The sequence below is a fragment of the Sulfurospirillum sp. 1307 genome, assembly GCF_054408545.1.
On sequence record NZ_CP176011.1, the window covers coordinates 1,887,294 to 1,910,798 of the forward strand.

Annotated in this window: 28 protein-coding genes; 27 read left to right on the forward strand and 1 reads right to left on the reverse strand. The window is 30.6% G+C overall.

Annotation, left to right across the window (positions count from 1 at the left end; all coding sequences use genetic code 11):
• Positions 1 to 13: 13 nt before the first annotated feature.
• The 22 genes from phnE (at position 14) to ACKGJI_RS09670 (ending at position 20,051) form a co-directional block, all read left to right on the forward strand.
• On the forward strand, positions 14 to 871 hold the full coding sequence (gene phnE / locus ACKGJI_RS09565) for a phosphonate ABC transporter, permease protein PhnE (RefSeq protein ID WP_458700060.1): 858 nt from the start codon (positions 14 to 16) through the stop codon (positions 869 to 871).
• Positions 872 to 1,303 (forward strand): phosphonate C-P lyase system protein PhnG, encoded by a 432-nt coding sequence (locus ACKGJI_RS09570; RefSeq protein ID WP_458700061.1) that lies wholly within the window; start codon positions 872 to 874, stop codon positions 1,301 to 1,303.
• A gap of 8 nt (positions 1,304 to 1,311) precedes the next feature.
• On the forward strand, positions 1,312 to 1,848 hold the full coding sequence (locus ACKGJI_RS09575; RefSeq protein WP_458700062.1) for a phosphonate C-P lyase system protein PhnH: 537 nt from the start codon (positions 1,312 to 1,314) through the stop codon (positions 1,846 to 1,848).
• Positions 1,848 to 2,891 carry a carbon-phosphorus lyase complex subunit PhnI gene (locus ACKGJI_RS09580; protein ID WP_458700063.1) on the forward strand — a complete coding sequence of 348 codons (1,044 nt, stop codon included), beginning with the start codon at positions 1,848 to 1,850 and terminating at the stop codon, positions 2,889 to 2,891. Before ACKGJI_RS09575 ends, ACKGJI_RS09580 begins: the two co-directional genes overlap by 1 nt.
• Entirely contained in the window at positions 2,892 to 3,716 is an 825-nt protein-coding gene (locus tag ACKGJI_RS09585) for an alpha-D-ribose 1-methylphosphonate 5-phosphate C-P-lyase PhnJ (RefSeq protein ID WP_458700064.1), read from the forward strand.
• On the forward strand, positions 3,713 to 4,549 hold the full coding sequence (locus ACKGJI_RS09590; RefSeq protein ID WP_458700065.1) for an ATP-binding cassette domain-containing protein: 837 nt from the start codon (positions 3,713 to 3,715) through the stop codon (positions 4,547 to 4,549). Before ACKGJI_RS09585 ends, ACKGJI_RS09590 begins: the two co-directional genes overlap by 4 nt.
• A 9-nt stretch (positions 4,550 to 4,558) precedes the next feature.
• Positions 4,559 to 5,263, forward strand: coding sequence for a phosphonate C-P lyase system protein PhnL (gene phnL / locus ACKGJI_RS09595; protein WP_458700066.1), 705 nt, complete (start codon positions 4,559 to 4,561; stop codon positions 5,261 to 5,263).
• Entirely contained in the window at positions 5,247 to 6,392 is a 1,146-nt protein-coding gene (locus ACKGJI_RS09600; RefSeq protein ID WP_458700067.1) for an alpha-D-ribose 1-methylphosphonate 5-triphosphate diphosphatase, read from the forward strand. The genes phnL and ACKGJI_RS09600 overlap by 17 nt, the downstream gene beginning before the upstream one ends.
• Positions 6,389 to 6,994 (forward strand): DapH/DapD/GlmU-related protein, encoded by a 606-nt coding sequence (locus ACKGJI_RS09605; protein ID WP_458700068.1) that lies wholly within the window; start codon positions 6,389 to 6,391, stop codon positions 6,992 to 6,994. The genes ACKGJI_RS09600 and ACKGJI_RS09605 overlap by 4 nt, the downstream gene beginning before the upstream one ends.
• On the forward strand, positions 6,987 to 7,508 hold the full coding sequence (locus ACKGJI_RS09610; RefSeq protein WP_458700069.1) for an AAA family ATPase: 522 nt from the start codon (positions 6,987 to 6,989) through the stop codon (positions 7,506 to 7,508). The genes ACKGJI_RS09605 and ACKGJI_RS09610 overlap by 8 nt, the downstream gene beginning before the upstream one ends.
• The gene (locus ACKGJI_RS09615) at positions 7,499 to 8,221 is read left to right on the forward strand and encodes an MBL fold metallo-hydrolase (RefSeq protein ID WP_458700070.1); all 723 of its coding nucleotides are present in this window, start codon (positions 7,499 to 7,501) and stop codon (positions 8,219 to 8,221) included. Before ACKGJI_RS09610 ends, ACKGJI_RS09615 begins: the two co-directional genes overlap by 10 nt.
• Before the next feature lie 54 nt (positions 8,222 to 8,275).
• Entirely contained in the window at positions 8,276 to 10,051 is a 1,776-nt protein-coding gene (locus ACKGJI_RS09620) for an EAL domain-containing protein (RefSeq protein WP_458700071.1), read from the forward strand.
• A 58-nt stretch (positions 10,052 to 10,109) separates the two neighbouring features.
• Positions 10,110 to 11,042 (forward strand): phosphate ABC transporter permease subunit PstC, encoded by a 933-nt coding sequence (gene pstC / locus ACKGJI_RS09625; RefSeq protein WP_458700072.1) that lies wholly within the window; start codon positions 10,110 to 10,112, stop codon positions 11,040 to 11,042.
• Positions 11,039 to 11,842, forward strand: coding sequence for a phosphate ABC transporter permease PstA (gene pstA, locus ACKGJI_RS09630; RefSeq protein ID WP_458700073.1), 804 nt, complete (start codon positions 11,039 to 11,041; stop codon positions 11,840 to 11,842). Before pstC ends, pstA begins: the two co-directional genes overlap by 4 nt.
• Positions 11,843 to 11,845: 3 nt before the next feature.
• Entirely contained in the window at positions 11,846 to 12,634 is a 789-nt protein-coding gene (gene pstB / locus ACKGJI_RS09635) for a phosphate ABC transporter ATP-binding protein PstB (RefSeq protein WP_458700074.1), read from the forward strand.
• Entirely contained in the window at positions 12,631 to 13,293 is a 663-nt protein-coding gene (locus ACKGJI_RS09640) for a PhoU domain-containing protein (protein ID WP_458700075.1), read from the forward strand. The genes pstB and ACKGJI_RS09640 overlap by 4 nt, the downstream gene beginning before the upstream one ends.
• 8 nt (positions 13,294 to 13,301) lie before the next feature.
• Positions 13,302 to 13,967 (forward strand): response regulator transcription factor, encoded by a 666-nt coding sequence (locus tag ACKGJI_RS09645; protein WP_458700076.1) that lies wholly within the window; start codon positions 13,302 to 13,304, stop codon positions 13,965 to 13,967.
• Entirely contained in the window at positions 13,961 to 15,328 is a 1,368-nt protein-coding gene (locus ACKGJI_RS09650; RefSeq protein ID WP_458700077.1) for a sensor histidine kinase, read from the forward strand. The genes ACKGJI_RS09645 and ACKGJI_RS09650 overlap by 7 nt, the downstream gene beginning before the upstream one ends.
• A gap of 126 nt (positions 15,329 to 15,454) precedes the next feature.
• Positions 15,455 to 16,969: a nickel-dependent hydrogenase large subunit gene (locus ACKGJI_RS09655; protein ID WP_458700078.1), complete on the forward strand. Its 1,515-nt coding sequence runs from the start codon at positions 15,455 to 15,457 to the stop codon at positions 16,967 to 16,969.
• A gap of 1 nt (position 16,970) precedes the next feature.
• Entirely contained in the window at positions 16,971 to 17,909 is a 939-nt protein-coding gene (locus ACKGJI_RS09660; protein ID WP_458700079.1) for a hydrogenase small subunit, read from the forward strand.
• Entirely contained in the window at positions 17,899 to 19,182 is a 1,284-nt protein-coding gene (locus ACKGJI_RS09665; protein ID WP_458700080.1) for a GGDEF domain-containing protein, read from the forward strand. Before ACKGJI_RS09660 ends, ACKGJI_RS09665 begins: the two co-directional genes overlap by 11 nt.
• Positions 19,170 to 20,051: a DNA cytosine methyltransferase gene (locus ACKGJI_RS09670; protein WP_458700081.1), complete on the forward strand. Its 882-nt coding sequence runs from the start codon at positions 19,170 to 19,172 to the stop codon at positions 20,049 to 20,051. The genes ACKGJI_RS09665 and ACKGJI_RS09670 overlap by 13 nt, the downstream gene beginning before the upstream one ends.
• Here ACKGJI_RS09670 and ACKGJI_RS09675 read toward each other — a convergent pair.
• The gene (locus tag ACKGJI_RS09675) at positions 20,032 to 21,186 is read right to left on the reverse strand and encodes an OmpP1/FadL family transporter (RefSeq protein WP_458700082.1); all 1,155 of its coding nucleotides are present in this window, start codon (positions 21,184 to 21,186) and stop codon (positions 20,032 to 20,034) included. The genes ACKGJI_RS09670 and ACKGJI_RS09675 overlap by 20 nt on opposite strands.
• A 443-nt stretch (positions 21,187 to 21,629) precedes the next feature.
• Here ACKGJI_RS09675 and ACKGJI_RS09680 point away from each other — a divergent pair, with 443 nt between their 5' ends.
• From ACKGJI_RS09680 to ACKGJI_RS09700, 5 genes are read left to right on the forward strand one after another with little or no spacing between them, the layout of a single operon-like run.
• Positions 21,630 to 21,839: a monovalent cation/H+ antiporter complex subunit F gene (locus ACKGJI_RS09680; protein WP_458700084.1), complete on the forward strand. Its 210-nt coding sequence runs from the start codon at positions 21,630 to 21,632 to the stop codon at positions 21,837 to 21,839.
• Entirely contained in the window at positions 21,839 to 22,165 is a 327-nt protein-coding gene (gene mnhG, locus ACKGJI_RS09685) for a monovalent cation/H(+) antiporter subunit G (RefSeq protein ID WP_458700085.1), read from the forward strand. The genes ACKGJI_RS09680 and mnhG overlap by 1 nt, the downstream gene beginning before the upstream one ends.
• Complete coding sequence (locus tag ACKGJI_RS09690; protein ID WP_458700086.1) at positions 22,162 to 22,410, forward strand: Na(+)/H(+) antiporter subunit B; 249 nt, start codon at positions 22,162 to 22,164, stop codon at positions 22,408 to 22,410. Before mnhG ends, ACKGJI_RS09690 begins: the two co-directional genes overlap by 4 nt.
• Complete coding sequence (locus tag ACKGJI_RS09695; RefSeq protein WP_458700087.1) at positions 22,407 to 23,135, forward strand: Na(+)/H(+) antiporter subunit B; 729 nt, start codon at positions 22,407 to 22,409, stop codon at positions 23,133 to 23,135. The genes ACKGJI_RS09690 and ACKGJI_RS09695 overlap by 4 nt, the downstream gene beginning before the upstream one ends.
• Positions 23,128 to 23,505, forward strand: coding sequence for a sodium:proton antiporter (locus ACKGJI_RS09700; RefSeq protein ID WP_458700088.1), 378 nt, complete (start codon positions 23,128 to 23,130; stop codon positions 23,503 to 23,505). The genes ACKGJI_RS09695 and ACKGJI_RS09700 overlap by 8 nt, the downstream gene beginning before the upstream one ends.

Sequence of the window (23,505 nt, forward strand, 5' to 3'; positions counted from 1 at the left end):
AAAAAGGTAAATTATGACGATTGATGACTTAAAAAAACAATCAAACCCATTTAAAATATTTAATCTATTTATCATATCACTTCTTGTTTACATCTTTATCCAAAGTTGGACAAGTACCGAAATGAGTATTAAAGCCTTGATTGATGGCTGGGGATATATGGTTTCATATATACAAGGAAATCCTGATATAAAAGGGAGTGGTTTTTTCCCACCAAGTTTCTATCATGATGAATTGGTTAAATATTTTTGGGCGATGGTAGAAACTGTTGAAATGGCATTTGTCGCACTCATTTTATCTATAATCATCGCAGTACCACTTTCTTATATCACTTCCAGAAATATTTTACAAATACTAATTCCTGGAAAAAGTCTTTTTCATGAAGGTTTTAGAAAAACACTTTATGGACTAGGAATTACAATAGCAAATATATTTAGATCTGTAAATGAACTTATCTGGGCACTTATTTTTGTAAGTGCTGTTGGGCTCGGTCCAATGGCAGGTATACTAGCACTTAGTATTCATACTGCTGGAGTTTTAAGTAAACTTCTTAGTGAAGGCAATGAAGCAATTGACCCAGGTCCTGTAGAAGCACTAACTAATAGTGGTGCAGGATTTATTAAAATACTAGTTTATGCTGTAATTCCTCAAACTATTCCTCATTTTGTATCAATGGTTCTTTATCGTTTTGAGAGTGATGTAAGAAGTGCTGCGATATTAGGTTTTGTAGGTGCTGGAGGAATTGGTTTTTATCTTTTTGATAAATTAAGAGGTTTTGAAAATGCTGAAGTAAGTACTATTTTATTATTTATAATCACAACCGTTTGGGCACTTGATAAGCTAAGTGCAATGATAAGAAAAAGGTTTATATAAATGAATACTATCAAAAGAGAAGATTTAAACTTTATACTTCAAAAAGCAGATATAAAGAGTTTAAAAGAGTTATATAAAAATATAAAAGACAAGTACAAAGTGACTATTTTACAAGCTCCAACCATGCAAACACTTTTGCAACCAATTGTTGATCCTATTAGTGATGGAGAATTTTATGCTGGTGAAGTTCTTGTAACTACTACAATAGTAAGTGTAGGAGACAGTTCCAATAAAGGTTGGGCAATGGTGCAAGATGATGATGAAAAACTATCTTTATATATAAGTGTATGCGATGGTGCATATGGTGCTGGTTTTTTTAAACACGAGATTGAATCATTAGCCAAAAAAATAAAAATCAATATGCAAATTAAACAACAAAAGATAAATCAAAAAATCAACTCTACAAAAGTTAGTTTTGATTTAATGGCATAAGGTAAGATATGAAAAGCGTAGATTTAGAAAAATTAAATAGAAAAAATTTTAGAGCTATGATAAATGCTTTATCGATGCCTGGAAATATAGACAAAATAAAACCTCTTTATGATTCATATCTTCTAGCATTAGCAAATATTTTGCTATATAGCGAAATCTCTTTTTTTTATGAAGGAAAAGAAGATATGAGTATCGTTGAAGCTATAACAAATGCAAAAAAAGAGTCTATTGAAAATGCAGATTATATTTTTTGTGATGTTGTGGAAAAAAACCTAATAACAAGAGCTAAAAAGGGAGATTATATCAACCCTGATTTTTCAGCAACTCTCATCTTTACATGTAAAGATAACATAAGCACAAAAGCAGTTTTAAGTGGTCCTGGGATAAACAATACCAAAGAAGTTAATTTACCATGTGATAAAAATTTTATAGAAGAGTTGATGAAAAAAAACAGTGAGTATCCGTTGGGTATAGAAGTTTTTTTTCTTATGAATGATGGTGAGATACTAGCACTAAGTAGAACAACCAAAGTAGAGGTAATATAATGGGATATGTTGCTATAAAAGGTGGTGAAGAAGCTATAAAGAATTCTTTAGCATTTTATGATGATACATTCAAATACAAAATAAAACCTAAAGATATAGAAAAATCTCTAAGTTTTGCAGTAGACAAAGTCATGAGTGAAGGTAGTTTATATAGTAAAAAATTATCTGCCATTGCGATTCAAAAAAGTGGTGGAGACTTACTAAATGCAGCATTTTTCTTAAGAGCCCATAGGAGTTCTTGTGCAAGAGTAGGCATAGCAAAAGTAATAAATACAGATGATATGAGAGTAACAAGACGAATCTCATCTGCTTTTAAAGACATAAAAGGTGGGCAGATTTTGGGTCCATCAAATGACTATGAAGTAAAACTAATACTAAAAAAGGCATCAAATAAAACTTTATGGAGTATGTATAGTGATGAAGATGTTTTTGTAGAATCTGCACTAAAACCACTTAGAGATCAAAACCTTGTAAAAACACTAAAAAAAGATGAAGTTACTTCTGATATCACAAGAGTTTTTCCAGCACCACCTTACCCAAGAAGCGCTGTTATGCAAATCATGAGCAGAGGCGAAGGTGGAAGTATGTTAGGTTTTGCATATACTACTATGAGAGGCTATGGTGATGTGCATCCTACTATTGGTGATCTTAGAATTGGAACTTGTGATGTTAAATTTACTCACCCTTTTACAAAAAAAGAGGTGAAAATCTGTGAAATAGAAGCAACATCTTGTGAAGTAGCAGCAACTTTTGAGAAACAAGAAGATGGATCAACAAAACTTTCAACAGGATACGGGTTTTGTTTTGGAGTTAATGAAACAAAAGCCATAAGCATGGCCATACTTGATACTTCTTTATACAACAGTGCTCACACCATAGGTGAAGGTAGTATAGCAGATAACTTTGAAATGATAGTTCATCATATAGATGGAATAGAATCTATGGGCTTTACAAATCACTACAAATTGCCACATTATGTGACATTTCAAGCTGATTTACAAGTATTTTCAAATGCCCAAAAGCATTCTAAAGGAGAAAACTAAATGAGATATGCCTTTTTAGATGAAGATGCAAAAAAAGAGATAAGAAAAGCCACATTAAAAGCTATTGCAATTCCTGGATATCAAGTTTCATTTGCCTCAAGAGAATTACCAATCGCAAGAGGTTGGGGAACAGGTGGTCTTCAAGTTACACTATCTATCATGAATGAAAAAGATACTTTGAAAGTTATAGACCAAGGTTGTGATGGAAGTGTAAATGCTGTTAATATAAGAAACTTTATCTCTTCTGTTACAAAAGTTAAAACTACAGTTGATATGAATGAAGCAAGTATCATTCAAAGTAGACACAGAGTTCCTGAAGAGCCTATGAACGAAGGGCAAATACTTGTACTTCAAGTTCCAGAACCAGAAGTGCTAACAAATGTAGAAGCTGACAGTTTCAAACAAAAAATCATGCATGCAAATAGCGACTATGCTAAATTGTGGGTACTTTTATATGAAGATACTGCACAATTTGGCGATAGCCGTATCGGTCATAGATACCCAGTTATGGTAAACGATAGATATGCTATGGATCCAAGCCCAATACCAAAGTATGATACTTTGAAACTAAACAAAAACAAAGGGCTAATCTTACTTGGAGCAGGAAGAGAAAAAAAGATTTATGCCTTACCTCCTTATACAAAAGTAGAACCTTTAAAATTTGAAGATAGAGAGTTCAAAATAGAAAAATTTGAAAATATAAAATGCGAAAGATGTGGTGCAAGTGGAGTGTTTATGGATGAAGTTCACACTGATGATGGAAAAGTCAAATACTACTGTAACGATACAGCCTATTGTGATAAACAATTAGAAGGTAAACTATGATTTTAGATTTAAAAAATATATGCAAAGTATATGGCTCTTTTTGTGATAAATGTTTAGAATCAACAGGCGAAAAATTCGATAGTTCGATTTGTCCTCACTGTGGCAGTGTCGTAGCTGTTAACAATGTAAGCCTACATCTTAAAAAAGGCGAGATATTAGGAATAGTGGGAGAGAGTGGAAGTGGAAAATCTACTCTTTTACAACTCATATACCAAGATCAAAAAGCCTCTAGTGGTATCCTATATATGGATAGTTTTGTAGATAAACTAGGCGGATACAAAAATGTTTTAGAAGCCAATGCAAGTGAACTAGGATACCTAAAAGATGAACTCATGTCTATGATATATCAAAATCCTGTGCTAGGGCTGAACTATCAGTTTAGTGCAGGTGGTAACATAGCTGAAAAAGTTATCATGAGTGGCACTAAAAAGTATGAAGACATTAGAGAGCGAGCCTTATACTTTTTAGATAAAACTGAAATCCCAACTAGCAGGATTGATGATTATCCGGATAGATTTAGTGGTGGTCAACAACAAAGAATCCAAATCTCAAAAGCCCTTTCAAGTAATCCTAAAATTTTACTTCTTGATGAACCTACAACAGGACTTGATTTATCTGTACAAGCAAAAATACTAGATCTTATCAAAGTTCTTCAAAAAGAGATAGGATTTTCTATGGTTATAGTTTCTCATGATTTAGGTGTTATAAAACACTTAACAGATATCTGTATAGTTATGAAAAACGGTGAAATTGTGGAGTATGGCCTAACAGATCAGATTTTAGAAGATCCACAACATGCCTACACTCAAGTGCTAGTTTCTAGTGTACTTTAAAGGGAAAATATGTACAAAATAAAAGTAGAAAATTTATCAAAAACTTTTAAAATTTATAGTAGAGGTGGTTTAGAAATAAAAGGTTATGAAGATATAAACTTTGAAGTAAAAAATGGCGAATTTATCTCTTTATTTGGACCAAGTGGCATGGGGAAATCTTCTATATTAAAAGCACTATATAGAACATATACAACAACTAAAGGTGATATTTTATTTACAAAAGAAGATGGAAATATCGTCAATATAGCAACTTGTAATGAAAGTCAAATGTTAGAGCTTAGAAAAAATGAGATTGGCTATGTATCACAGTTTTTACAAATATTGCCAAGAATTAGTGCAGTAGATGTTGTAGCAACTCCTTTGATAGAAAAAGGAGAATCTGAAGAAAAAGCAAGAGATAAAGCAAAAGAGATGCTTAGTTATTTATCTATAAAAGATGAACTTTTTGATGTTTCTCCTTTGACTTTTAGTGGAGGTGAGCAACAAAGAGTAAATATAGCAAAAGGTATCATTGCTCCAAAATCAGTTCTTCTTTTAGATGAACCAACAGCTTCATTGGACAAAATAAACACTATGAAAGTGATTGATAAACTAAAAGAGATAAAAAAAGAAGGTGTTGCAATGGTTGGCATTTTTCATGACTTAGAAGCTATGAGTGCTATAAGTGATAAAGTATTTGATATCAAGGAAAAAAAATATGCAAACTATAATTAGAAGTAAAAATGTACTAATAGATGGTAAATTTAAAGCTGCAGACATAGTTATACAAGGAAAAATAATTACTTCTGTACAAAAATACAAATCAATAGATGTAGCTATTGATTTAGGTGAGAGAAGAGTAGTTCCAGGTTTTGTTGATTTACACTCAGATGCAATTGAAAAAGAGATAGAACCACGTCCTGGAGCTAGATTTCCTGTCCAAATGGCAGTAGTTGAGCTTGATAAAAAACTATCAATGTCAGGTATTACAACAATGTATCATGCTGTTGGGTTTAATGATGAAGAGCTTCATAAAGGTAGAGGTACAAAAGAATCCAAAGAATTGATAGAAGAAATTTATAAAGCAAATCAATCACATCTAGGGGTTGACAATCTTATACATGTAAGGTTTGAAATCACAAGCCATAGCTCAATAGATACTATTAAAAATCTTATAAAAGAAGATAAAGTAAGTATGCTTTCAGTGATGGACCACTCCCCTGGACAAGGACAGTTTAAAACACTAGAGAGTTGGAAAAAACACCACTTGGCATGTTATGAGATAGAAGAACATGAGGTTGAGACATATATAAAAAGTAAAAATTCAAAAGATAAAATTGGTGTTGTTGAAGATTTGGTTGACTTTGGGTTGTCACATAATTTACCAGTTTTGAGTCATGATGATGATACCGAGGAGAAAATCAACACATTAAAAAAACTTGGAGTAACTTTTTCTGAATTTCCACTCAGTGTAGAAGTAGCAAAATATGCAAAAAGCCTAAACATAAGTACAGGTATGGGTGCTCCAAATGTTGTAAGGGGAGGAAGCCAGAGTGGAAATATAGCTGCAAAAGAGCTTGTGAAAGAGGGAGTTTGTGATTATCTTTGTAGTGATTATCACCCTTCATCGATGCTACTTAGTCCATACAGATTAAAAGAAGATGTAAATTTAAATCTAGAAGATGGGTTTTCTATGATAAGTACTACTCCAGCAAAACTTGCAAATCTTCAAGATAGAGGTGAGATAAAAGAAAATATGCTAGCAGATATCGCTGTTATTGATGAGTCTCATTTTCCAAAAATCGTTCTGACTTTTAAAAGTGGAGAAGTAGTTTACAATGGGATAAGAGGTTTTAAAATATGAAAAAAATACTAGGTGATAAACCATTTATAGGAAAAAATACCACTCTAGTAGAATCCTCATTTGGAAAGTATGTGGAAATTGGAGCATATAATGATATAACTGAAAGTTTTATGGACGATTATAGTTATACAAGCATGAACTGTCAAATCATATACTCTAAAATAGGTAAATTTGTCAATATTGCTTCTTATGTAAGACTAAATCCAGGGCAACATCCAAAAGAGTGGGTTTGTCAACATCATATGTTATACAGAAAAGAGATGTATGGCTTTGGTTTAGATGATGAAGAGTTTTTTAATCATAGAAGAGAAAAACAAGTTTTGGTAGGACATGATGTTTGGATAGGACACAATGTCACTGTTATGGGAGGTGTAACTATAGGAAATGGAGCAGTTATTGGTAGTGGTGCTATCGTTACAAAAGATATTCCTGCTTATGCAATAGTTGTTGGTAATCCTGCTAAGATTATAAAGTTCAGATTTAACTCAGAAATCATAGACAAATTACAAGAGATACAATGGTGGAACTGGGATAAAGATAAAATAAAAAATTCTTTAGAAGAGTTCAAAGATATAGAGTCTTTTGTAGAAAAATATGCATAAAATAGTTTTAATTGTAGGAGCAAGTGGTGTCGGAAAGGACACGTTATTACAAACTATCAAAGACAAAATCAATGCAAACTTTATTACTAGATATATAAACAGAATACCTTCAAATAGTGAAAACAATTACTATGTAGATAAACAAGCATTTAATACTTTAAAAGATAATGATTTTTTTGTCTCTACTTGGGAAGCCCATGAAAACTTATATGGAATTGCTAAAAATCAGATAAAAAAAGGACTCAATATCATATCTGTATCAAGAAGTGCTATTAGTGATTTTGAAAAATTATATGCAGATGTTGTTACTATAGAGATAACACTTTCTAAAGATATTTTATATGATAGACTAAAAAGTAGAGGTAGAGAAACTGAAGAACAAATACAACAAAGATTAAATAGAGTATATGATACAATTAAGGCAAATAGATTAATCAAATTTAAAAATGACAAGTCTATACAAGAGTCATCTAAAGAATTTGTAAATCTTTTAAAGGGGATTCAATGGAACTAAAGTTTTTAGGGACAGCTGATAGTGGTGGAATTCCAAGTTTTAATTGTACATGTAGTGTATGTCAAGAATACAGAAGCAAAAACTTAGTAAACTTAGCAACTTGTGCTTATATAGAGTCTAAAAATGGTGAAATAATACTTTTAGATGCTGGACATGATAGTATATCTACAACTTTTGATAAACAAACAATAAAAGCTATATTTTTAACCCACTTTCATGCAGACCACTGCCTTGGTCTTTTAAGGCTTAGATATGGTAGTAGTCAGATTGATTGTTATCACCCAAAAGATGAGAAAGGATTTGCTGATTTGTATAAGCATCCTAAATCAATAAGTTTTATACAAAACAAACCATTTGAGCCAATCATATTAAATGAATTTAGCTTTACTCCGATTCCTCTTAAACACTCAAAAAATACAACTGGATATCTCATCCAATCAGATAGTAAAACCATAGCTTATCTAACTGATTGTGCTGGCATAGAAGAAAAATCTATGCAGTACTTAATGAGCTTTGATATAGATGAGTGTTACATAGACGCTTGTTTAGCTCCTAATTTTGACAATGGAAATCATCTTAACTATGAACAAGCAAGTGAAATTTTAGATATATTAAAAGCAAAAAAATCATACTTCATCCATGCAAGCCACTACACTTTAGAGTACATAAAATCTAACAACATAAAAACTAAATACAATTATGTTTTACTATAATTAGTAACCAAATTGAAATAAACAAGTAGTATTATTCTTGTGTGGAGGATAATAATGCTAAATGAGAAATGGATAAAAATACTAAAAAAGCTAGACTTTGCTTTTCAACCAATAGTCAATATAAAAAGTGGAGAGATTTATGCAGTTGAAGCACTTCTTAGAAACTTTAAAGAAGCAGGTGGGTTTCACTCTATATTTGCTCTTTTTGATGAAGCATTTCATGATGGTGTTTTATATCAACTTGATATAGAATTACGACATATTGCTATCAAAAAGTTTTCTAATATAGATATAAAAAAACTAAAAATCTTTTACAACTTAGATAACCGTATTTTATATGCCCCTGATTTTAAGATAGGCAATACTGAGTTAATCTTAAAAAAATTTGACTTAAAAAAAGAGGTGGTATGTTTTGAACTTAGTGAGCGAGGAACACTAAAAGATCCTAGTTCTGTCTCAAACCTTGTAAAAAGATATAAGCAAAGTGGTTTCAAAATCGCTATTGATGATTTTGGAACTGGAGTATCTGGATTTCAAATGCTCTATTATGCCGAAGCTGATTTCATAAAAATAGATAGATTTTTTATACAAAACATACAAAATGACAATAAAAAAAGACTTTTTTGCACTCACATCATAAACATAGCTCATATAATGGGTATAGTCGTGATAGCTGAAGGTATAGAAACAAAAGAAGAGTACTTTACATGTAAAGATATTGGAGCAGACTTTATACAAGGTTATTTTGTTCAAAAACCCAAACAAAACATTAGTAAAATTTTACCTAAATATAATGAAATTGAAAAATTACATGAAAATGATTTAAGAGATAAAAAATCAAATACAATAGATAAACATATAATCAAATATATAAATCCTTTACCTATAGAAACTTTAGATTTTATGACAGTATTTAGATACTTTAAGAAACATAAAAATTCATCTTTTGTTCCAATCATTGATGAAACAAACACCTTAAAAGGCATAATAAAAGAAGAAGATATAAGAGATTTGTCATACTCGCAATACGGTATTTCATTAGCTCACAATACAAACTTTAAATCATTAGTAGAAAAACATATAAATCATATAGTATCTGCTGATATTAATTGGACAGTTGATAAAATTTTGGAAATTTATAATGTAAACACAGATATCACAAATGGTATTTTTATGTTAGATAATGGAAAATATTATGGCTATATAGACTTAAAAAATCTTCTTAACCTTTCATATAAAAGAAACATAGAAATAGTATCTGAACAGAATCCTCTAACAAAACTCCCTGGTAATCAATCAATAGAGCTATACCTCAACAAAGTCTTTAAACCAAATGCAAAAGACACTTACTCTTTAATTTATTTTGATTTTAATAATTTCAAGCCATTTAACGACACTTATGGCTTCAGAAAAGGTGATAGAGCCATACTTGTTTTTAGAGATATTTTAAAGAAAAAATTAGGTAGCAACTTTTTTATAGCTCATATCGGAGGAGATGACTTTTTTGCTGGTATTAAAAATATGCCATATGAAGATGTTTTTAAATTGATATCTAAAGTACAAGAAAGCTTCAAAAACCAAGTTTCATCTTTGTACTCAAAAGAAGATAGAGATGCAGGTTATGTTGAAATAAAAGATAGATTTGATATAAAGAGAAAGTTTGATTTACTAAGTGTATCTTGCGCCATTATAGAGATATGCTCAAACATAAAAAAAGAAGAGTTTGATGAAATCATAGGTAGTCTAAAAAAAGAATCAAAAAAAAGAACTACACCTACTGGTGCTAGTATAATTTGCAACCAGATTACATGTAATAATTCAACAATGTAACCAAATTGTAACCATTTTTTTATAAAATCCGTAAAATTATAAATTTACGGATACTTATATGGAAAAACTCTTTCAAAAAATCTCATTTACTAGTGCTTCGCTTGTTTTGGTGGTTTTAGTTGCGATTTTTATCACTCTATTTGAATTTGCCAAGCCTGCAATTAATGAGTTTGGATTGGGATTTATAACTGATTCTAGGTGGAATCAAGAAATTCGGTTAGAAAATGAAACAGCAAATATCCACCATGATGATGAAATAATTGCTGATGAAGATGAAATTATAGACGAAGACAATGCAAATACAAAAACAGTTTTTGGTGGTTTAGTACCAATTATTGGGACTCTTTTATCTACTCTTATAGCATTAGTTTTTTCTTTACCCATAGCTATGGGAATTGCTGTTTTTTTAGCTGAACTTGCCCCAAAAAAAATCTCTCACATAGTTGGAATTGCAATCGAACTTCTTGCAGCAATTCCTAGTATCATATTTGGTATGTGGGGGCTTTACTATTTTGCACCAATTATTTCAAACCTTTTTGGAGGCTATCAAGTATCACTTTTAACTGCTGGACTTGTTTTAGGGGTAATGATACTTCCTTTTATGGCAGCGATTACAAGAGATAGTATGAATACAACTCCTGATGTTCTAAAAGAATCAGCTTATGCTTTAGGAGCTACAAAGTTTGAAGTTATAAAAGATATCATTTTCCCATATTCAAAAGTTGGCATAATTGGTTCAATCATTTTAGCACTTGGAAGAGCTTTGGGTGAGACTATGGCTGTTGCTTTTTTGATAGGTTCAGTGTATTCTATACCATCAAGTATTACAAGCCCAACAGTTTCTATACCAGTTGCAATGGCAGTTAACTTTGGTGAGGCAAGTGGTTTAGGAGAGAGTGCTCTTTTTTATCTCGCACTTATACTTTTTATCATTTCATTTAGTGTCATTAGTATCGCTAAATTCTACTTTTTAAGAGGAAATAAAAAATGAGACTACTTCTTAATAAATTTGTTTTGGGACTTTCAACATTTGCAGCAATACTAGGTTTAGCATTTTTAGCTTGGATACTAATCACTCTTTTTATACAAGGTCTTAGCTCAATTCATTTTAGTCTGTTTTTAAATGATCTTGTAAATGGAGGGCTTAGAAATCTCATAATAGGACAATTAATTCTAGCTGGTCTTGCAAGTCTAGTAGGAATACCTCTTGGAATGATAGCTGGAATCTACATAAGAGAGTATGGGCAAGGTAAATATGCAAATATAATTAGAAATTTAAGTGATATAATGGTTTCATCTCCATCGATTGTAATAGGTGCTTTTGTATATGCACTAGTAGTTGTACCAACTGGTGGAACAAGTGGATTTGCTGGAGCAATTGCACTTTCTATTATGATGATTCCTATCATCATAAATACAACTGACAGTATGCTCTCACTCGTTCCAAAAGAGCTTAGAGAAGCTGGGATTGCACTGGGAGCTAGTAAATACAAAGTCATCATTGACATCGTTATAAAATCAGCAAAAGTTGGGATTATGACTGGTATACTACTAGCATTTGCTAGAATTGTTGGAGAGACTGCGCCACTTCTTTTTACGAGTGAAACAAGTAACTATTTTAACTTGGATTTAACAAAAGCATTTCCCTCTCTTACTGTTAGTATATATGACTTAGCAAATGAACCTGAAAAATCAAGCCGTGATTTGGCTTGGGCAGCTTCATTTATACTTACTGTTATGGTTTTAATCATAAACCTAACAGGTAGATTTATAACAAGAAATAAAGGTTAAAATATGTCTGATATAATAATGAATATAAAAAAATTTAGTTTTACTTACGCAGGGGCTCCTGCACCATCACTAAAAAATATAAACTTACCAATAGAAAAAAACAAAATCACAGCTCTAATTGGGCCAAGTGGTTGTGGAAAATCTACGCTTTTAAGATCAATGAACCGCATACACGACCTATACCCTGGAAATCACTATGATGGCAAAATTGAGCTTTTAAATACACAAACTAACGAGATGGAAAATATACTTGATATTAAAAAAGAAAACGAGTTCATAGAGCTTCGTCAAAAAGTTGGTATGATATTTCAAAAACCAACTCCATTTCCAATGAGTATATTTGACAATGTTGCATACGGCTTAAAAATAGCTGGTCTTAAAAACAAAGATGAAATAAGAGAAAAAGTTGAAAATGCACTAAAAGGTAGTGCTTTATGGAATGAAGTAAAAGATAGATTAAATGAATCTGCTATGGGACTTAGTGGCGGACAACAACAACGTCTTTGTATCGCTAGAGCAGTTGCAGTAAAACCTGAACTTTTGCTTTTTGATGAGCCAACTAGTGCGCTTGACCCTATAAGTACAGGTGCAATTGAGGAGCTTATAGTAGAACTAAAAAAAGATGTAAGCATTGCTATTGTTACTCACAACATGCAACAAGCAAGTCGTATTAGTGATTATACAGCATTTATGTATCTTGGAGATTTGATTGAATTTGACAAAACAGAAACAATCTTTTTAAATCCAAATGAGAAACAAACAGAAGATTATATAACAGGGAGATTCGGATGATAAAAAACTATGACATAGAACTTAAAAATGTTAAAAAAGATATCTTAAATATTTTTGAAGGACTTAAAAAAGCAAATGATTTGATTTTAGAAGGCATGAAAGAGTGCAATAAGGACACTTTTGAAGGAGCAAAATCCAATATAAAAAATACAACAAATAAATTAAACAATATTGACAATAGCATAATAAAACTTTTGGCTCTTTATGCCCCTGAAGCAAAAGATTTAAGAGAAGTTGTTGCATACTTAAAAATCACAACTGAACTTTCAAGAGCATCTACAAACACTAGAAGTTTTATAAGAGGTTTTATAGATACTTGTGAAGACATAGATAAAAATATGATCAATGAGTATGCAATGCCTCTACAACGCTCAACTATAAAGGCTCTTGATATTACTATTGGTATGTTTCATGTAGATTGTCCTGATGAAATAAGAGATTGTTTTAATGAAGTTTTAATTGAAGAAAATAAAACTGATGACTTATATGAAATATTAGAAAAAAATATTTTAAAAGATTCCAAAAAAGTTGATGATTTTGAAAAGATTCATAAAATCCTAAGAGCTTTTAGAAAAAGTGCTAAAATAGCAGATAGAACTATAAGCATTGCTAACTTATTAGTTTACATTAAGGTTGGTGGAACTCTTCAAAAGGTATAATTTTACTTATGGAAACTATTTTAATCGTTGAAGATGAAGAAGACATATTAGATTTGTTAGAGTATACACTCAGCAGTGATGGATACGAGTGTATATGCTGTGTGGATACTCTACATGTAAAGAATATCTTAGATGAAGAAAATGTTGATTTGATTTTGATGGATAGAAATTTGCCGTCACAAGAAGGCTCCGTTTTTATCAACTCTATTCGCAAAGAGGGTTATAATATACCTGTTATTTATCTAAGTGCAAAAGATAGCCCTCAAAATATACTTGAAGGATTTGATAGAGGTGGGGATGATTATATAACTAAACCTTTCAATACGCTCGAACTTAAAGCAAGGGTAAGAGCTCTTTTAAAAAGAGTACAAAAAGATGATGAAGTTATAAAATTTAGAGATATTACATATCACTCTTTAAATAAAACATTTTTTATAGATGGCGAAGAAAAAAGTTTAACTACACTTGAGAAAAAATTACTCTTAGAGTTTATGAAAAATCCAAATATTATTTTGAGTCGTGGTACACTTTTGGAAAAAGTATGGCCAGATAGCTTTGATAAACAAAGTAAAACCGTAAATGTGGCTATAAAAAGACTCAAAGAAAAAATAGACCCAAGTGGTGAAAAAAATTATATAAAAACAGCTAGAGGAGAAGGTTACAAGCTTTGTTAAAACTTCATCAAATCTATTTTAGAAAGTTTATACTTCTTTTTATATTACTTTTCAATATAGTCGGCATTATAGTATATGTATGGCTAAAAGATATGTATATAAATCAAATAGAAAATTCTCTTTTAGAAAATATCAATATCGTTTCTATACATGTAAAAGATGGTGCCAATTTAGATAAACTTGCAAAAGATATAAAAAACACTATAAATACAAGATTAACTATCATCAAATTAGATGGAACAGTTATAGCAGAATCTCATAAAGACAAATTAACTATGGATAACCATAAATACAGAGAAGAAATTCTTGAAGCTAAAAATCAAGAGTATGGCAAAATAATCAGACATTCTCACACTATCAACAAAGATTTGATTTATGTAGCAAAAAAATTTGGTAATCTTTATATAAGAATGGCCAAGGAGATAAATCCGATTTATGAGAGACTTATTTCACTAGCTATCAAAATAGGTATTGCTCTTATTATATTTTTTATAATTGCTTTTTTCATTGCATATAAAATTAGCGTAAATATCGAAAAAGAAACACTTAAAATTTTAAGATTTTTGACTGAATTAACTAAGAAAAAAAAGGAATTATTTATAAATTCGAACTTTTCAAAAGAGTTTTATGAAATCACAAAACTTTTAACAAAAATTTCAAGAATTTTATATAAAAAAGACAAACAAAAAGCCAAGTACACAGCAAAACTTAAAAAATTAAGCGAACAAAAAGATGATATAATCTCAGCAATCTCTCACGAATTCAAAAACCCAATAGCCGTTATAAATGGCTACTCTCAGACACTTTTGGATGATAAAAACATAAATGAAAATATAAGAGAAAAATTTTTAACAAAAATCCATAACAATGGAGAAAAACTATCTTTACTAATAGACAAATTAAGACTTTCTATTCAATTAGATGAAAAAAAATTAAGACTCAATAAAAGTACTGTAAATGTAAATGCACTAGTAAAAAATACAATTGAAGACATTATGCAAAATTATAAAAATAGAAATATAAACTTAGAAGAAAAAGATACAATAAGCATTGATGCAGATAAAACACTCCTAGAAGTAGCAATCTTAAATCTTATAGAAAATGCACTAAAATACTCAGAAGATGATGTACATGTAGAAATAACAAAAGAGTATATATCCATAAAAGACAGTGGTATAGGGATTGCTAAAAAAGAGTTGGAACAAATCACTAAAAAATTTTACAGAGTATCACAAAACAATTGGAACAACTCCTTGGGACTTGGACTCTCTATAGTATCAAATATCATAAATCTACATGATTTTAAACTAGAAATTGAGAGTTCACAAAATATTGGCTCAAACTTTAAAATAGTATTTTAGTTTAAAAAAAACTCGCAGATACGGTTTAACTTAAAATTTACTTTCATAATTATTCTTAATAAAAAAATATAGAAAACTCCAAGAAAATGTAGTATAATTATTTTGCTGGTTATATGGAGTAATAAAATGCCAAAAAAAATAATAGTAGACCCTTTGGTGAGGATTGAAGGCCATTTAAAATTTTCAACAACAATACAAAACGATACTATAACCGATGCTAAATGTTCTGCTCAACTATACAGAGGTATTGAAAAAGCTATGATAGGCTATGATGCGAGAACTGCTACTCAAATAACTCAAAGAATTTGTGGAACATGTAACTATGCTCATGCAGAAGCTTCGGCTTTAGCTTTAGAAAATGCCATGGGAATAAAACCAAATAAAAATGGCTACCTTTTAAGAAACCTTATAACTGGTGCATATCAAATACACGATTATCTTTTTCATTTTTATCTTATGAGTGTTTTTGATTTTATAGATATAAATTCTATCTTGAGTTACAAAGGAAATGATGAAAATCTACTAAAACTTAAAAAGTGGGTAGAAAAAGAGCAAAAAAGCAACAAAATTTTTCCAATGACTCCTTTTTTACAACACTTTAAAAGCATTTATCAAGAAGATAAAAATTTAGACTTTTTTTCAATAAAAAACTATCTAGAAGCTTATGAGATAATGCTTAAACTTGATAAAGCAGTAGCTATTTTTGGAGGAAAATCTCCTCATCCTGTTACAATTGAAGCTGGAGGAGTTACTACAATTCCAACTGAATTAATGATACAAAAATATAAACTACTCATAAAGGACGCTGAAGATTTCATAAAAAATCAATATCTTCCAAATGTTATAGAAATCTCTAAAAAATATAAAGATTATTTTAAAATCGGAAAAGGTTATACAAATTATCTTTCAGCTCCTTATTTTCCAGATGAAAATGGCGAAAATCAACTGTTTGTTGGAGGATTTGTAAGTGATTTTAAATATGAACAAATCAATATCTCAAAAATAAAAGAGGATATAAAATACTCTTACTATGAAGATGAAACAAAACCAATAGATTATGATACATTTAAAAAAGAGCAAATAAAAAATGATGGCAAATATAGTTGGTCTAAAGCTCCACGATATGACAAAAAAGTAGTAGAAGTAGGACCAATCGCAAGATTGATAACCACATACTTTAGTAGGAAAAGACCAAAGATAAATGCTTTTATAGATAAAATAAATAAAGAATTAAATATAAATTTCGAAGATTATAACTCTGTGATGGGAAGGCATATAAGTAGGGCTCTTATATCTTACATAATTATAGATAAACTTAAAGAGGATTTGAAAAAAGTTGAACCAGAAGTAAATGCTTATGAAGACCACGAAGTTCCTCCAAATATAAAAGGTATTGGATTAACTGAAGCTACAAGAGGCCCTTTAATTCATTCAATAAAAATAGATGAACAAGGATTGATAAAAGACTATAATGTCATCTCTCCCACAACTTGGAATATATCTCCAAAAGACAGTGAAAATTCATTAGGTGCAGTTGAAAAAATGCTAGTTGGAACTAAAATAAAAGATCCAAAAAACCCGATAGAATTAGCAAGGATTGTTCGCTCAACAGATCCTTGTATGGCTTGTTCGGTGCATTGAAATGACTAGAAGAGATGCTTTAAAACAGATATATAATGTTATTGTAGGAATTGGTGCATCATCATTTTTTAGTTTTGATGATTTGATGGCGATAGAGGATACTAAATTTGAAAAGCCAAATCTTCTTTGGATGCAAGGAGCTTCTTGTTCAGGGTGTACTCTTTCTATGACTGACCTTGAAGATATACCATTTGTTGATTTTATACTTAATTTTGTAAATATCATTTATCATCCAAATATCTCTTTAACAAATTCTGAAGATATTAAAGAACTGCTAAAAAAAACACAAAAAGAATTAAAAAATCAGTACTTATTGGTAGTAGAAGGCTCAATCCCAGCAAAAATTCCTCATGCTTGCTTATTTAATGATAGGCCATTTGTTGATTGGATAATTGATTTATCAAAAAATGCAAATACATGTATAGGAGTTGGAACTTGTGCTTCTTTTGGGGGAGTGACAAATATGGGGACAGCTTTTAGCAGTGCTTCACCTCTTATGGAAGTGTTAGATAAAAACAATATAAAAACTCCGTTAATAAACCTTCCAAACTGCCCAATTAAGCCAGAGCATTTTGCTTATACGATACTTTATTATATAAAATTTAAAAAACTTCCTCCTCTTGATTCTTTTAAGAGACCAAGAAAGTTTTTTTCAAAAACAATCCATCAAACATGCATTCATTACAATGAATTTAAAGAAGATATTTTTGCAACTAAAATTGGAGAGCCTGGTTGTCTTTTAGAACTTGGATGCCAAGGGCCAGTTACTAGAAGTGATTGTATGATAACAGGACACAATGGAAATACAAACAACTGCATTAAAGCAGGACATCCTTGTATAGGATGTGCAAGTGAGCATTTTCCAAGACAAATTATGTTTCGCTCATACTATGATGAAAGAGTGATTGAGCCTCTAAAGGAAATATACTTTGAAAAATAGTTATGATAAAATCAATGTTTTAGCGATTAGTATCATTGTTTTTGCTTTTATATTAATGTCTGTTCTATATTTTTTCCAAAAAACTCAACTAGAAGAAAATATAAGAAAAAGTGGTTACTCAATCTTAAATGCACTCGTAACAGATACTAGACACTCTTTGCAAAAAGGAGAAAGAAATGTATTTCAAGGTGTACTTGATAAGATAGGAAATCTTGAAAATGTAAAATATGTAGCTTTATATACTCCAGATACTCTTATGACGTATAAATCAAATGAAATGTCAGTTGGATTACCTTTTTTAAAACAAGGAGATAAACTAATCAATCCAAATGAAGAGTTATATATCAAAACAAATGGAAGCTACCTAAGAGATGATTGGACTTTTAGTAAAAACAATATGGGAAATCATGATAAATTTCCTAAAAAGTATAAATATTTTGAAAACATTAAATCAAAGGATTGTAGTGCTTGTCATGTAATGATGCCTAAAAACTTGAGCTATGATCATGCCGGAAAAACACATATAATTAACAAAAAAGAGTCGCAATTTTTTTATGATATTCCTGTACAAAAAGAGTGTATAGAGTGTCATACACATTGGAAAATTGGCCAAAGTGCCGGATATTTGAATGTTGTCATGGATAATCAAAACCTGACAAATCAAGCAAATAATAGATTAAAATACTTTTTCCTTATCCTTTTAGGCGTTATTTTTTCATTTTTATTAATCATTTATTTTATAAAAACACTCAATAATAGATTAAGAAAAACTCAAGTTAAACTCAAAGAGCAAGTAACACATGACCCTATGACTCAATTATATAATAGAAGATATCTTTACGAAGTAGCCCCAAAAATAATTCAAAGATGCCAAAATAAAAATAGTGAACTTTCTCTTTTGATGTTTGATATAGACAACTTTAAAAAGATAAACGATACATACGGGCATGATGTGGGAGACAAGGTCATAATCACACTTGCGAAAGAAGTTCTTAAAACCATAAGAAATAGCGATATACCTGTTAGATTTGGTGGAGAAGAGTTTTTAATCTTGCTTCCCGAAGTAACAATAATAAATGCTAAAATGATAGCTGAAAAAATAAGAGCTAATATTGAAGCTTTAGAGGTTGAAAATATAAAATTTACAGTAAGTATTGGTCTTACTTCTTATGATTTCAAAAAAGATGAAAAAATCGATGATACAATTAAAAGAGCAGATTTAGCGCTATATGATGCAAAAGAAAGCGGGAAAAACAGAGTTTGTCTACAATAAAAGCAATTGAGCTATATTGCGGTATAGGAGGTTTTGCAAAAGCTAGTGAATCTTTTGGTATAAATATTACTAAAGCATATGACCAAAATGACAATGCTCTTTTAACATATAACCATAACTTCAATCACAAAGCAGAAAAATTTAACTTAGAAAAGTTTAGCCATACAATGCTAAATAATATTGACTTTGTTTGGATGTCACCTCCATGCCAGCCTTATACTTCAAAAGGAGCTAAAAAAGAGCTTGAAGATCCAAGAAGTATCAGCTTTAAACATATACTCAAAGAAATCACAAAAAACCCTCCTCTTCATATAGGATTTGAAAATGTAGAGGGCTTTAAAAACTCAAAAGGAAGAGATTTACTTGTAAATACTCTTAAAAAATGTGGCTATCACATAAGCGAAACTCTTTTGTGTCCAAGTGAACTTGGAATCCCAAATAGACGCATGAGGTACTATCTTTGTGCTTCGCTTAAACCATTAAAACCTATGATTAAAAGTTCTACATGTAAAGAATTGAGTGAATTTATAAATGAGCCAAAAGAGCCTTATCTGCTTCCAAAAGAAAAATTAAAAAAATTTAAAGATGGTTTTAGAATTTTAGATAAAAATGATAAAAATGCCTATACTACATGTTTTACCTCATCTTACTCAAAATCACTAATGCACTCTGGAGCTTATCTTACATGTAAAGATGGAGTTAGGTTTTTTGAACCAGATGAAATTTTAAAACTGATGGGTTTTGAAGATTTCGAGTTTCCCACTAAGCTTAGCAAAAGACAATGCTATAAGATCATAGGAAACTCGATAAGTGTGTACGCTCTAAAAGCTATACTAACTCAGTTTGATTTTAAAAATTATACCTCATAGAAAAGGCAACTGAAGTTTCTTGGTGTTCGATTTTTAAAGAACCTATTGTTGTATTCAAAGTAACATCGTTGCTTGGAGAGTAAACTACACTACAATCTAAAGATAAATTTTTAGTTATATTAGTTCCAGCACCTAGCGTAAAGTGTTGTTCACTAGTAGCTGGGAACATCAAATAATTAAACATATTCAAAGCTGCACCAGATGCTGTTGTAGCATCTTGAATTTTTATTGGATTTTTAGCATAGTTATAACCAATAGCATACCAAGTACCATTTTTCTCATACTTTGCACCTAAGGCATATACATTTTGGTTTTCCCAACCAAAATCTTTATATCCTTTTGCTTCTCCCCACATAATTCTTTTGTAATCAAAAGAAACATTAAAATTATCTATATCATAACTAACGCCTGCACCAATTTCCGCTGGTTGAGTTAAATCATCCGCAAATGCTGAAGAAAATACACCCATTCCTACAAATGGAGAAGATGCTACGCTTAAAGTTCTATCATAAGTCATATCAATTTCAGATTTGTACACTATACCAAAAGTTAAATCTTTCATAACATCATAACTAGCACCCACTGCAAAACCAAAACCAAAATCTTCACTTAAACCTGCACCAACAGATCCTCCACCCATTGAACTCATGTCATAAGAAATATCAAGAGATCCATACTGCATAACAGGAGCTACGCCAACTGCAAAATCACCTGAATGATAAGCGATAGTAGGAGCAAATTTCATGAGCATTAAACTAGTTCTTGCATCCATAAGAGAAGCTGTACCTCTATAATCAACACCCATACCAGCAGCACCAAACATTCCTACACCAAACGCCCAATTTTCATTTACTCTCATTGATGAAAAAACTTCTGGCATGATACTCATGTCTGCATCACTAGATACTCCATTTGCCTTAACATCTGGCATAAAAAGTGTACCACCAAAATCAATTTCTGTTGCTTTACATTTTCCAACCATAGCTGGATTTGTTAAAACATTTTCTGCCCCAAAATGTGTTGCAATTCCAACTCCTCCCATTGCCCTTGCTTTAGCCCCAAGACCTATTAAATTGTCACCATTTGTTGCAAATAACAATGAAGCACTAAGTGCTGTTATAACTAACTTTTTCACTATCCCTCCTCAAAAATTTTCGTCATTATACATTAAAATAAGTGAAAAATAAATGACTATTTTCAATAAATTAGATAACTTTTTTTTATTTAATTAATTATTTTTTTTAATTAAAAATATAGAAAAAATCAAAATACTCCATTTTTAGGTATTCTCATTTTTTATTAAAACTCAAATTTAAGCTAAAAAACATGATAAAAAAAAATTTAAAAAAAATTTCATTAGATTAAAAGATAATTTACTTTTATAAAATTAATTTTATATATATGACAAAGATATGACAATGCCTATATAAAGGCCTTTCTAACATAAAGTAATTTTAATTATATGATATAGTTATCCAAGTTCATGTTTTAAAAAGCAATTTGAGTGTAATCTACAAAAAAATTTATAGTGAGGTAAGTATGCTAAATGTTCTAATTTTACTTATAGCTTTATCTCTAATGTTCACATTGATTCGATTTGTCAAAGGGCCAACTCTTGCGGATAGAGTTGTTGCATTCGATTCAATGAGTATTATAGCAACATCACTACTTGTTGTATTATCTTTTTATTTCCAAAAAAGCTTATATATAGACATTGCTTTTGTTTTTGGTTTAATAGGATTTATAGGAACAGTAGTGTTTGCAAAGTTCTTAAATAAGGAGCTATAATGCTAGATATATTAGGGTATGTTCTTGGATTTTTAGGTGTTATTTTGTTTTTTATTAGTGGTCTTGGCCTTCTTAGAATGCCTGATACTCTAACAAGAATGCAAGCTGCAACAAAGGCTTCTACTCTTGGTTCACTTTTAGTGATTTTATCGATTGCTTGTTTTATGCCACAATGGACTTTTAAGCTTATAGTATTGGCTATTTTTATATTGATAACTAATCCTATATCTTCTTCTATTTTAGCAATGAATACATATAGAAGATTTAAAGACCATATTTACAATACAAGTAATGCAGACGCGCTAGAAGGAGGAGATGAATCATGATTGGAATTATGATTTTATTTACATTTATATCTATTATCATTGTAGCACTTGCTTCAATTTTGGCAAAAGATGTTACAACTGCAGTTATCTTCTTCATGGCTGTTGGTCTAGGAAGTGTTGTTTTATTTTTGATTTTCCAAGCGCCAGATGTTGCACTAACTGAAGCTGTTATTGGTACAGGTATTAGTACAGTTGTATTTTTACTTGGTATTAGACATACTTCAAAGGAGGAACAACAATCATGAATTTAAAAAAAGATTTAAGAATAAAACATATTGTTTTATCCATACTATCCTCTGCACTAATGCTTAGTATCCTTGGTATGCTAATTAACATCAAATCAAATTTGCATGAGAGTGTCGGCGATATATTTTTATCTATAAACATGGATACAGCAACTGCAAATGCAGTTACTTCAGTAGTAACTTTCTTCAGGGGAATTGATACATTAGGCGAAGTTACTGTTTTATTTCTTGCAACAACAGGAATATCTTTGATGTTATCATCATCTCAAAGAATCCATGAAAAAGTAATTCATCAAGATAGCTTTATTTTAAGAACAGCAAGTAAGCTTTTATTGGGCGTTATCATATTATTTGGTGTTTATATTATAGTTCATGGTCATTTAAGCCCTGGTGGTGGATTTCAAGGTGGTGTTGTAATAGCTAGTGCATTTTTATTATTATTTTTAGCAAATCCAAATATGAACTTAAAGCACAGCATACTTACGGTTGGAGAATCACTAAGTGGTGCAACTTATGTTTTGGTAGGACTTATTGGTCTGTTTAAACTAAACGTTATATTTGGAAACTTTTTACCTCATCCAGTAGGTCAATTAGGAGATCTTATCAGTGGTGGTATCATACCTATCATATATATATTGGTTGGTATAAAAGTTGGAAGTGAAATGAGCGTTATCATAGAACACTTTATCAAAGAAGAATCAGCTAATGAGGTGCAAAATGCTTGAATTTTTTAATCAAACACAAACTATACACACAATAATCATAATAGGCTCTATGACACTTTTTGCGATAGGACTTTATGGCGTTTTTACACAAAAGAATTTGGTTAGAGTTTTAATTGCATTTGACATGATGGAAGCAGCGCTGTTTATATTTTTTATAGGACTACACTATAAAGCTGGTGCAGTTGCTCCAATAGTTGATGAGAATTTAAAAACTTTTACAAATATGGTAGATCCTGTTCCTCAAGCGATGATTCTTACAACAATCGTTATTGGACTTGCAATCTTAGCTCTTGGATTATCATTTGGTATCGAGTATTTTAAACTTACTGGTAACAATGATATATCTAAAATGAATGAATTGAGGGATTGA

Excerpts from the sequence above, each read along its gene's own strand:
- phnL (WP_458700066.1), top strand. The coding sequence starts at position 4,559 with ATGTACAAAATAAAAGTAGAAAATTTATCAAAAACTTTTAAAATTTAT.
- mnhG (WP_458700085.1), top strand. The coding sequence starts at position 21,839 with ATGCTAGATATATTAGGGTATGTTCTTGGATTTTTAGGTGTTATTTTG.
- ACKGJI_RS09645 (WP_458700076.1), top strand. The coding sequence starts at position 13,302 with ATGGAAACTATTTTAATCGTTGAAGATGAAGAAGACATATTAGATTTG.
- ACKGJI_RS09620 (WP_458700071.1), top strand. The coding sequence starts at position 8,276 with ATGCTAAATGAGAAATGGATAAAAATACTAAAAAAGCTAGACTTTGCT.
- phnE (WP_458700060.1), top strand. The coding sequence starts at position 14 with ATGACGATTGATGACTTAAAAAAACAATCAAACCCATTTAAAATATTT.
- ACKGJI_RS09575 (WP_458700062.1), top strand. The coding sequence starts at position 1,312 with ATGAAAAGCGTAGATTTAGAAAAATTAAATAGAAAAAATTTTAGAGCT.
- ACKGJI_RS09690 (WP_458700086.1), top strand. The coding sequence starts at position 22,162 with ATGATTGGAATTATGATTTTATTTACATTTATATCTATTATCATTGTA.
- ACKGJI_RS09580 (WP_458700063.1), top strand. The coding sequence starts at position 1,848 with ATGGGATATGTTGCTATAAAAGGTGGTGAAGAAGCTATAAAGAATTCT.
- ACKGJI_RS09605 (WP_458700068.1), top strand. The coding sequence starts at position 6,389 with ATGAAAAAAATACTAGGTGATAAACCATTTATAGGAAAAAATACCACT.
- ACKGJI_RS09600 (WP_458700067.1), top strand. The coding sequence starts at position 5,247 with ATGCAAACTATAATTAGAAGTAAAAATGTACTAATAGATGGTAAATTT.
- ACKGJI_RS09700 (WP_458700088.1), top strand. The coding sequence starts at position 23,128 with ATGCTTGAATTTTTTAATCAAACACAAACTATACACACAATAATCATA.
- ACKGJI_RS09590 (WP_458700065.1), top strand. The coding sequence starts at position 3,713 with ATGATTTTAGATTTAAAAAATATATGCAAAGTATATGGCTCTTTTTGT.
- ACKGJI_RS09695 (WP_458700087.1), top strand. The coding sequence starts at position 22,407 with ATGAATTTAAAAAAAGATTTAAGAATAAAACATATTGTTTTATCCATA.
- pstB (WP_458700074.1), top strand. The coding sequence starts at position 11,846 with ATGTCTGATATAATAATGAATATAAAAAAATTTAGTTTTACTTACGCA.
- ACKGJI_RS09660 (WP_458700079.1), top strand. The coding sequence starts at position 16,971 with ATGACTAGAAGAGATGCTTTAAAACAGATATATAATGTTATTGTAGGA.
- ACKGJI_RS09610 (WP_458700069.1), top strand. The coding sequence starts at position 6,987 with ATGCATAAAATAGTTTTAATTGTAGGAGCAAGTGGTGTCGGAAAGGAC.
- ACKGJI_RS09570 (WP_458700061.1), top strand. The coding sequence starts at position 872 with ATGAATACTATCAAAAGAGAAGATTTAAACTTTATACTTCAAAAAGCA.
- pstA (WP_458700073.1), top strand. The coding sequence starts at position 11,039 with ATGAGACTACTTCTTAATAAATTTGTTTTGGGACTTTCAACATTTGCA.
- ACKGJI_RS09640 (WP_458700075.1), top strand. The coding sequence starts at position 12,631 with ATGATAAAAAACTATGACATAGAACTTAAAAATGTTAAAAAAGATATC.
- pstC (WP_458700072.1), top strand. The coding sequence starts at position 10,110 with ATGGAAAAACTCTTTCAAAAAATCTCATTTACTAGTGCTTCGCTTGTT.
- ACKGJI_RS09615 (WP_458700070.1), top strand. The coding sequence starts at position 7,499 with ATGGAACTAAAGTTTTTAGGGACAGCTGATAGTGGTGGAATTCCAAGT.
- ACKGJI_RS09585 (WP_458700064.1), top strand. The coding sequence starts at position 2,892 with ATGAGATATGCCTTTTTAGATGAAGATGCAAAAAAAGAGATAAGAAAA.
- ACKGJI_RS09680 (WP_458700084.1), top strand. The coding sequence starts at position 21,630 with ATGTTCACATTGATTCGATTTGTCAAAGGGCCAACTCTTGCGGATAGA.
- ACKGJI_RS09655 (WP_458700078.1), top strand. The coding sequence starts at position 15,455 with ATGCCAAAAAAAATAATAGTAGACCCTTTGGTGAGGATTGAAGGCCAT.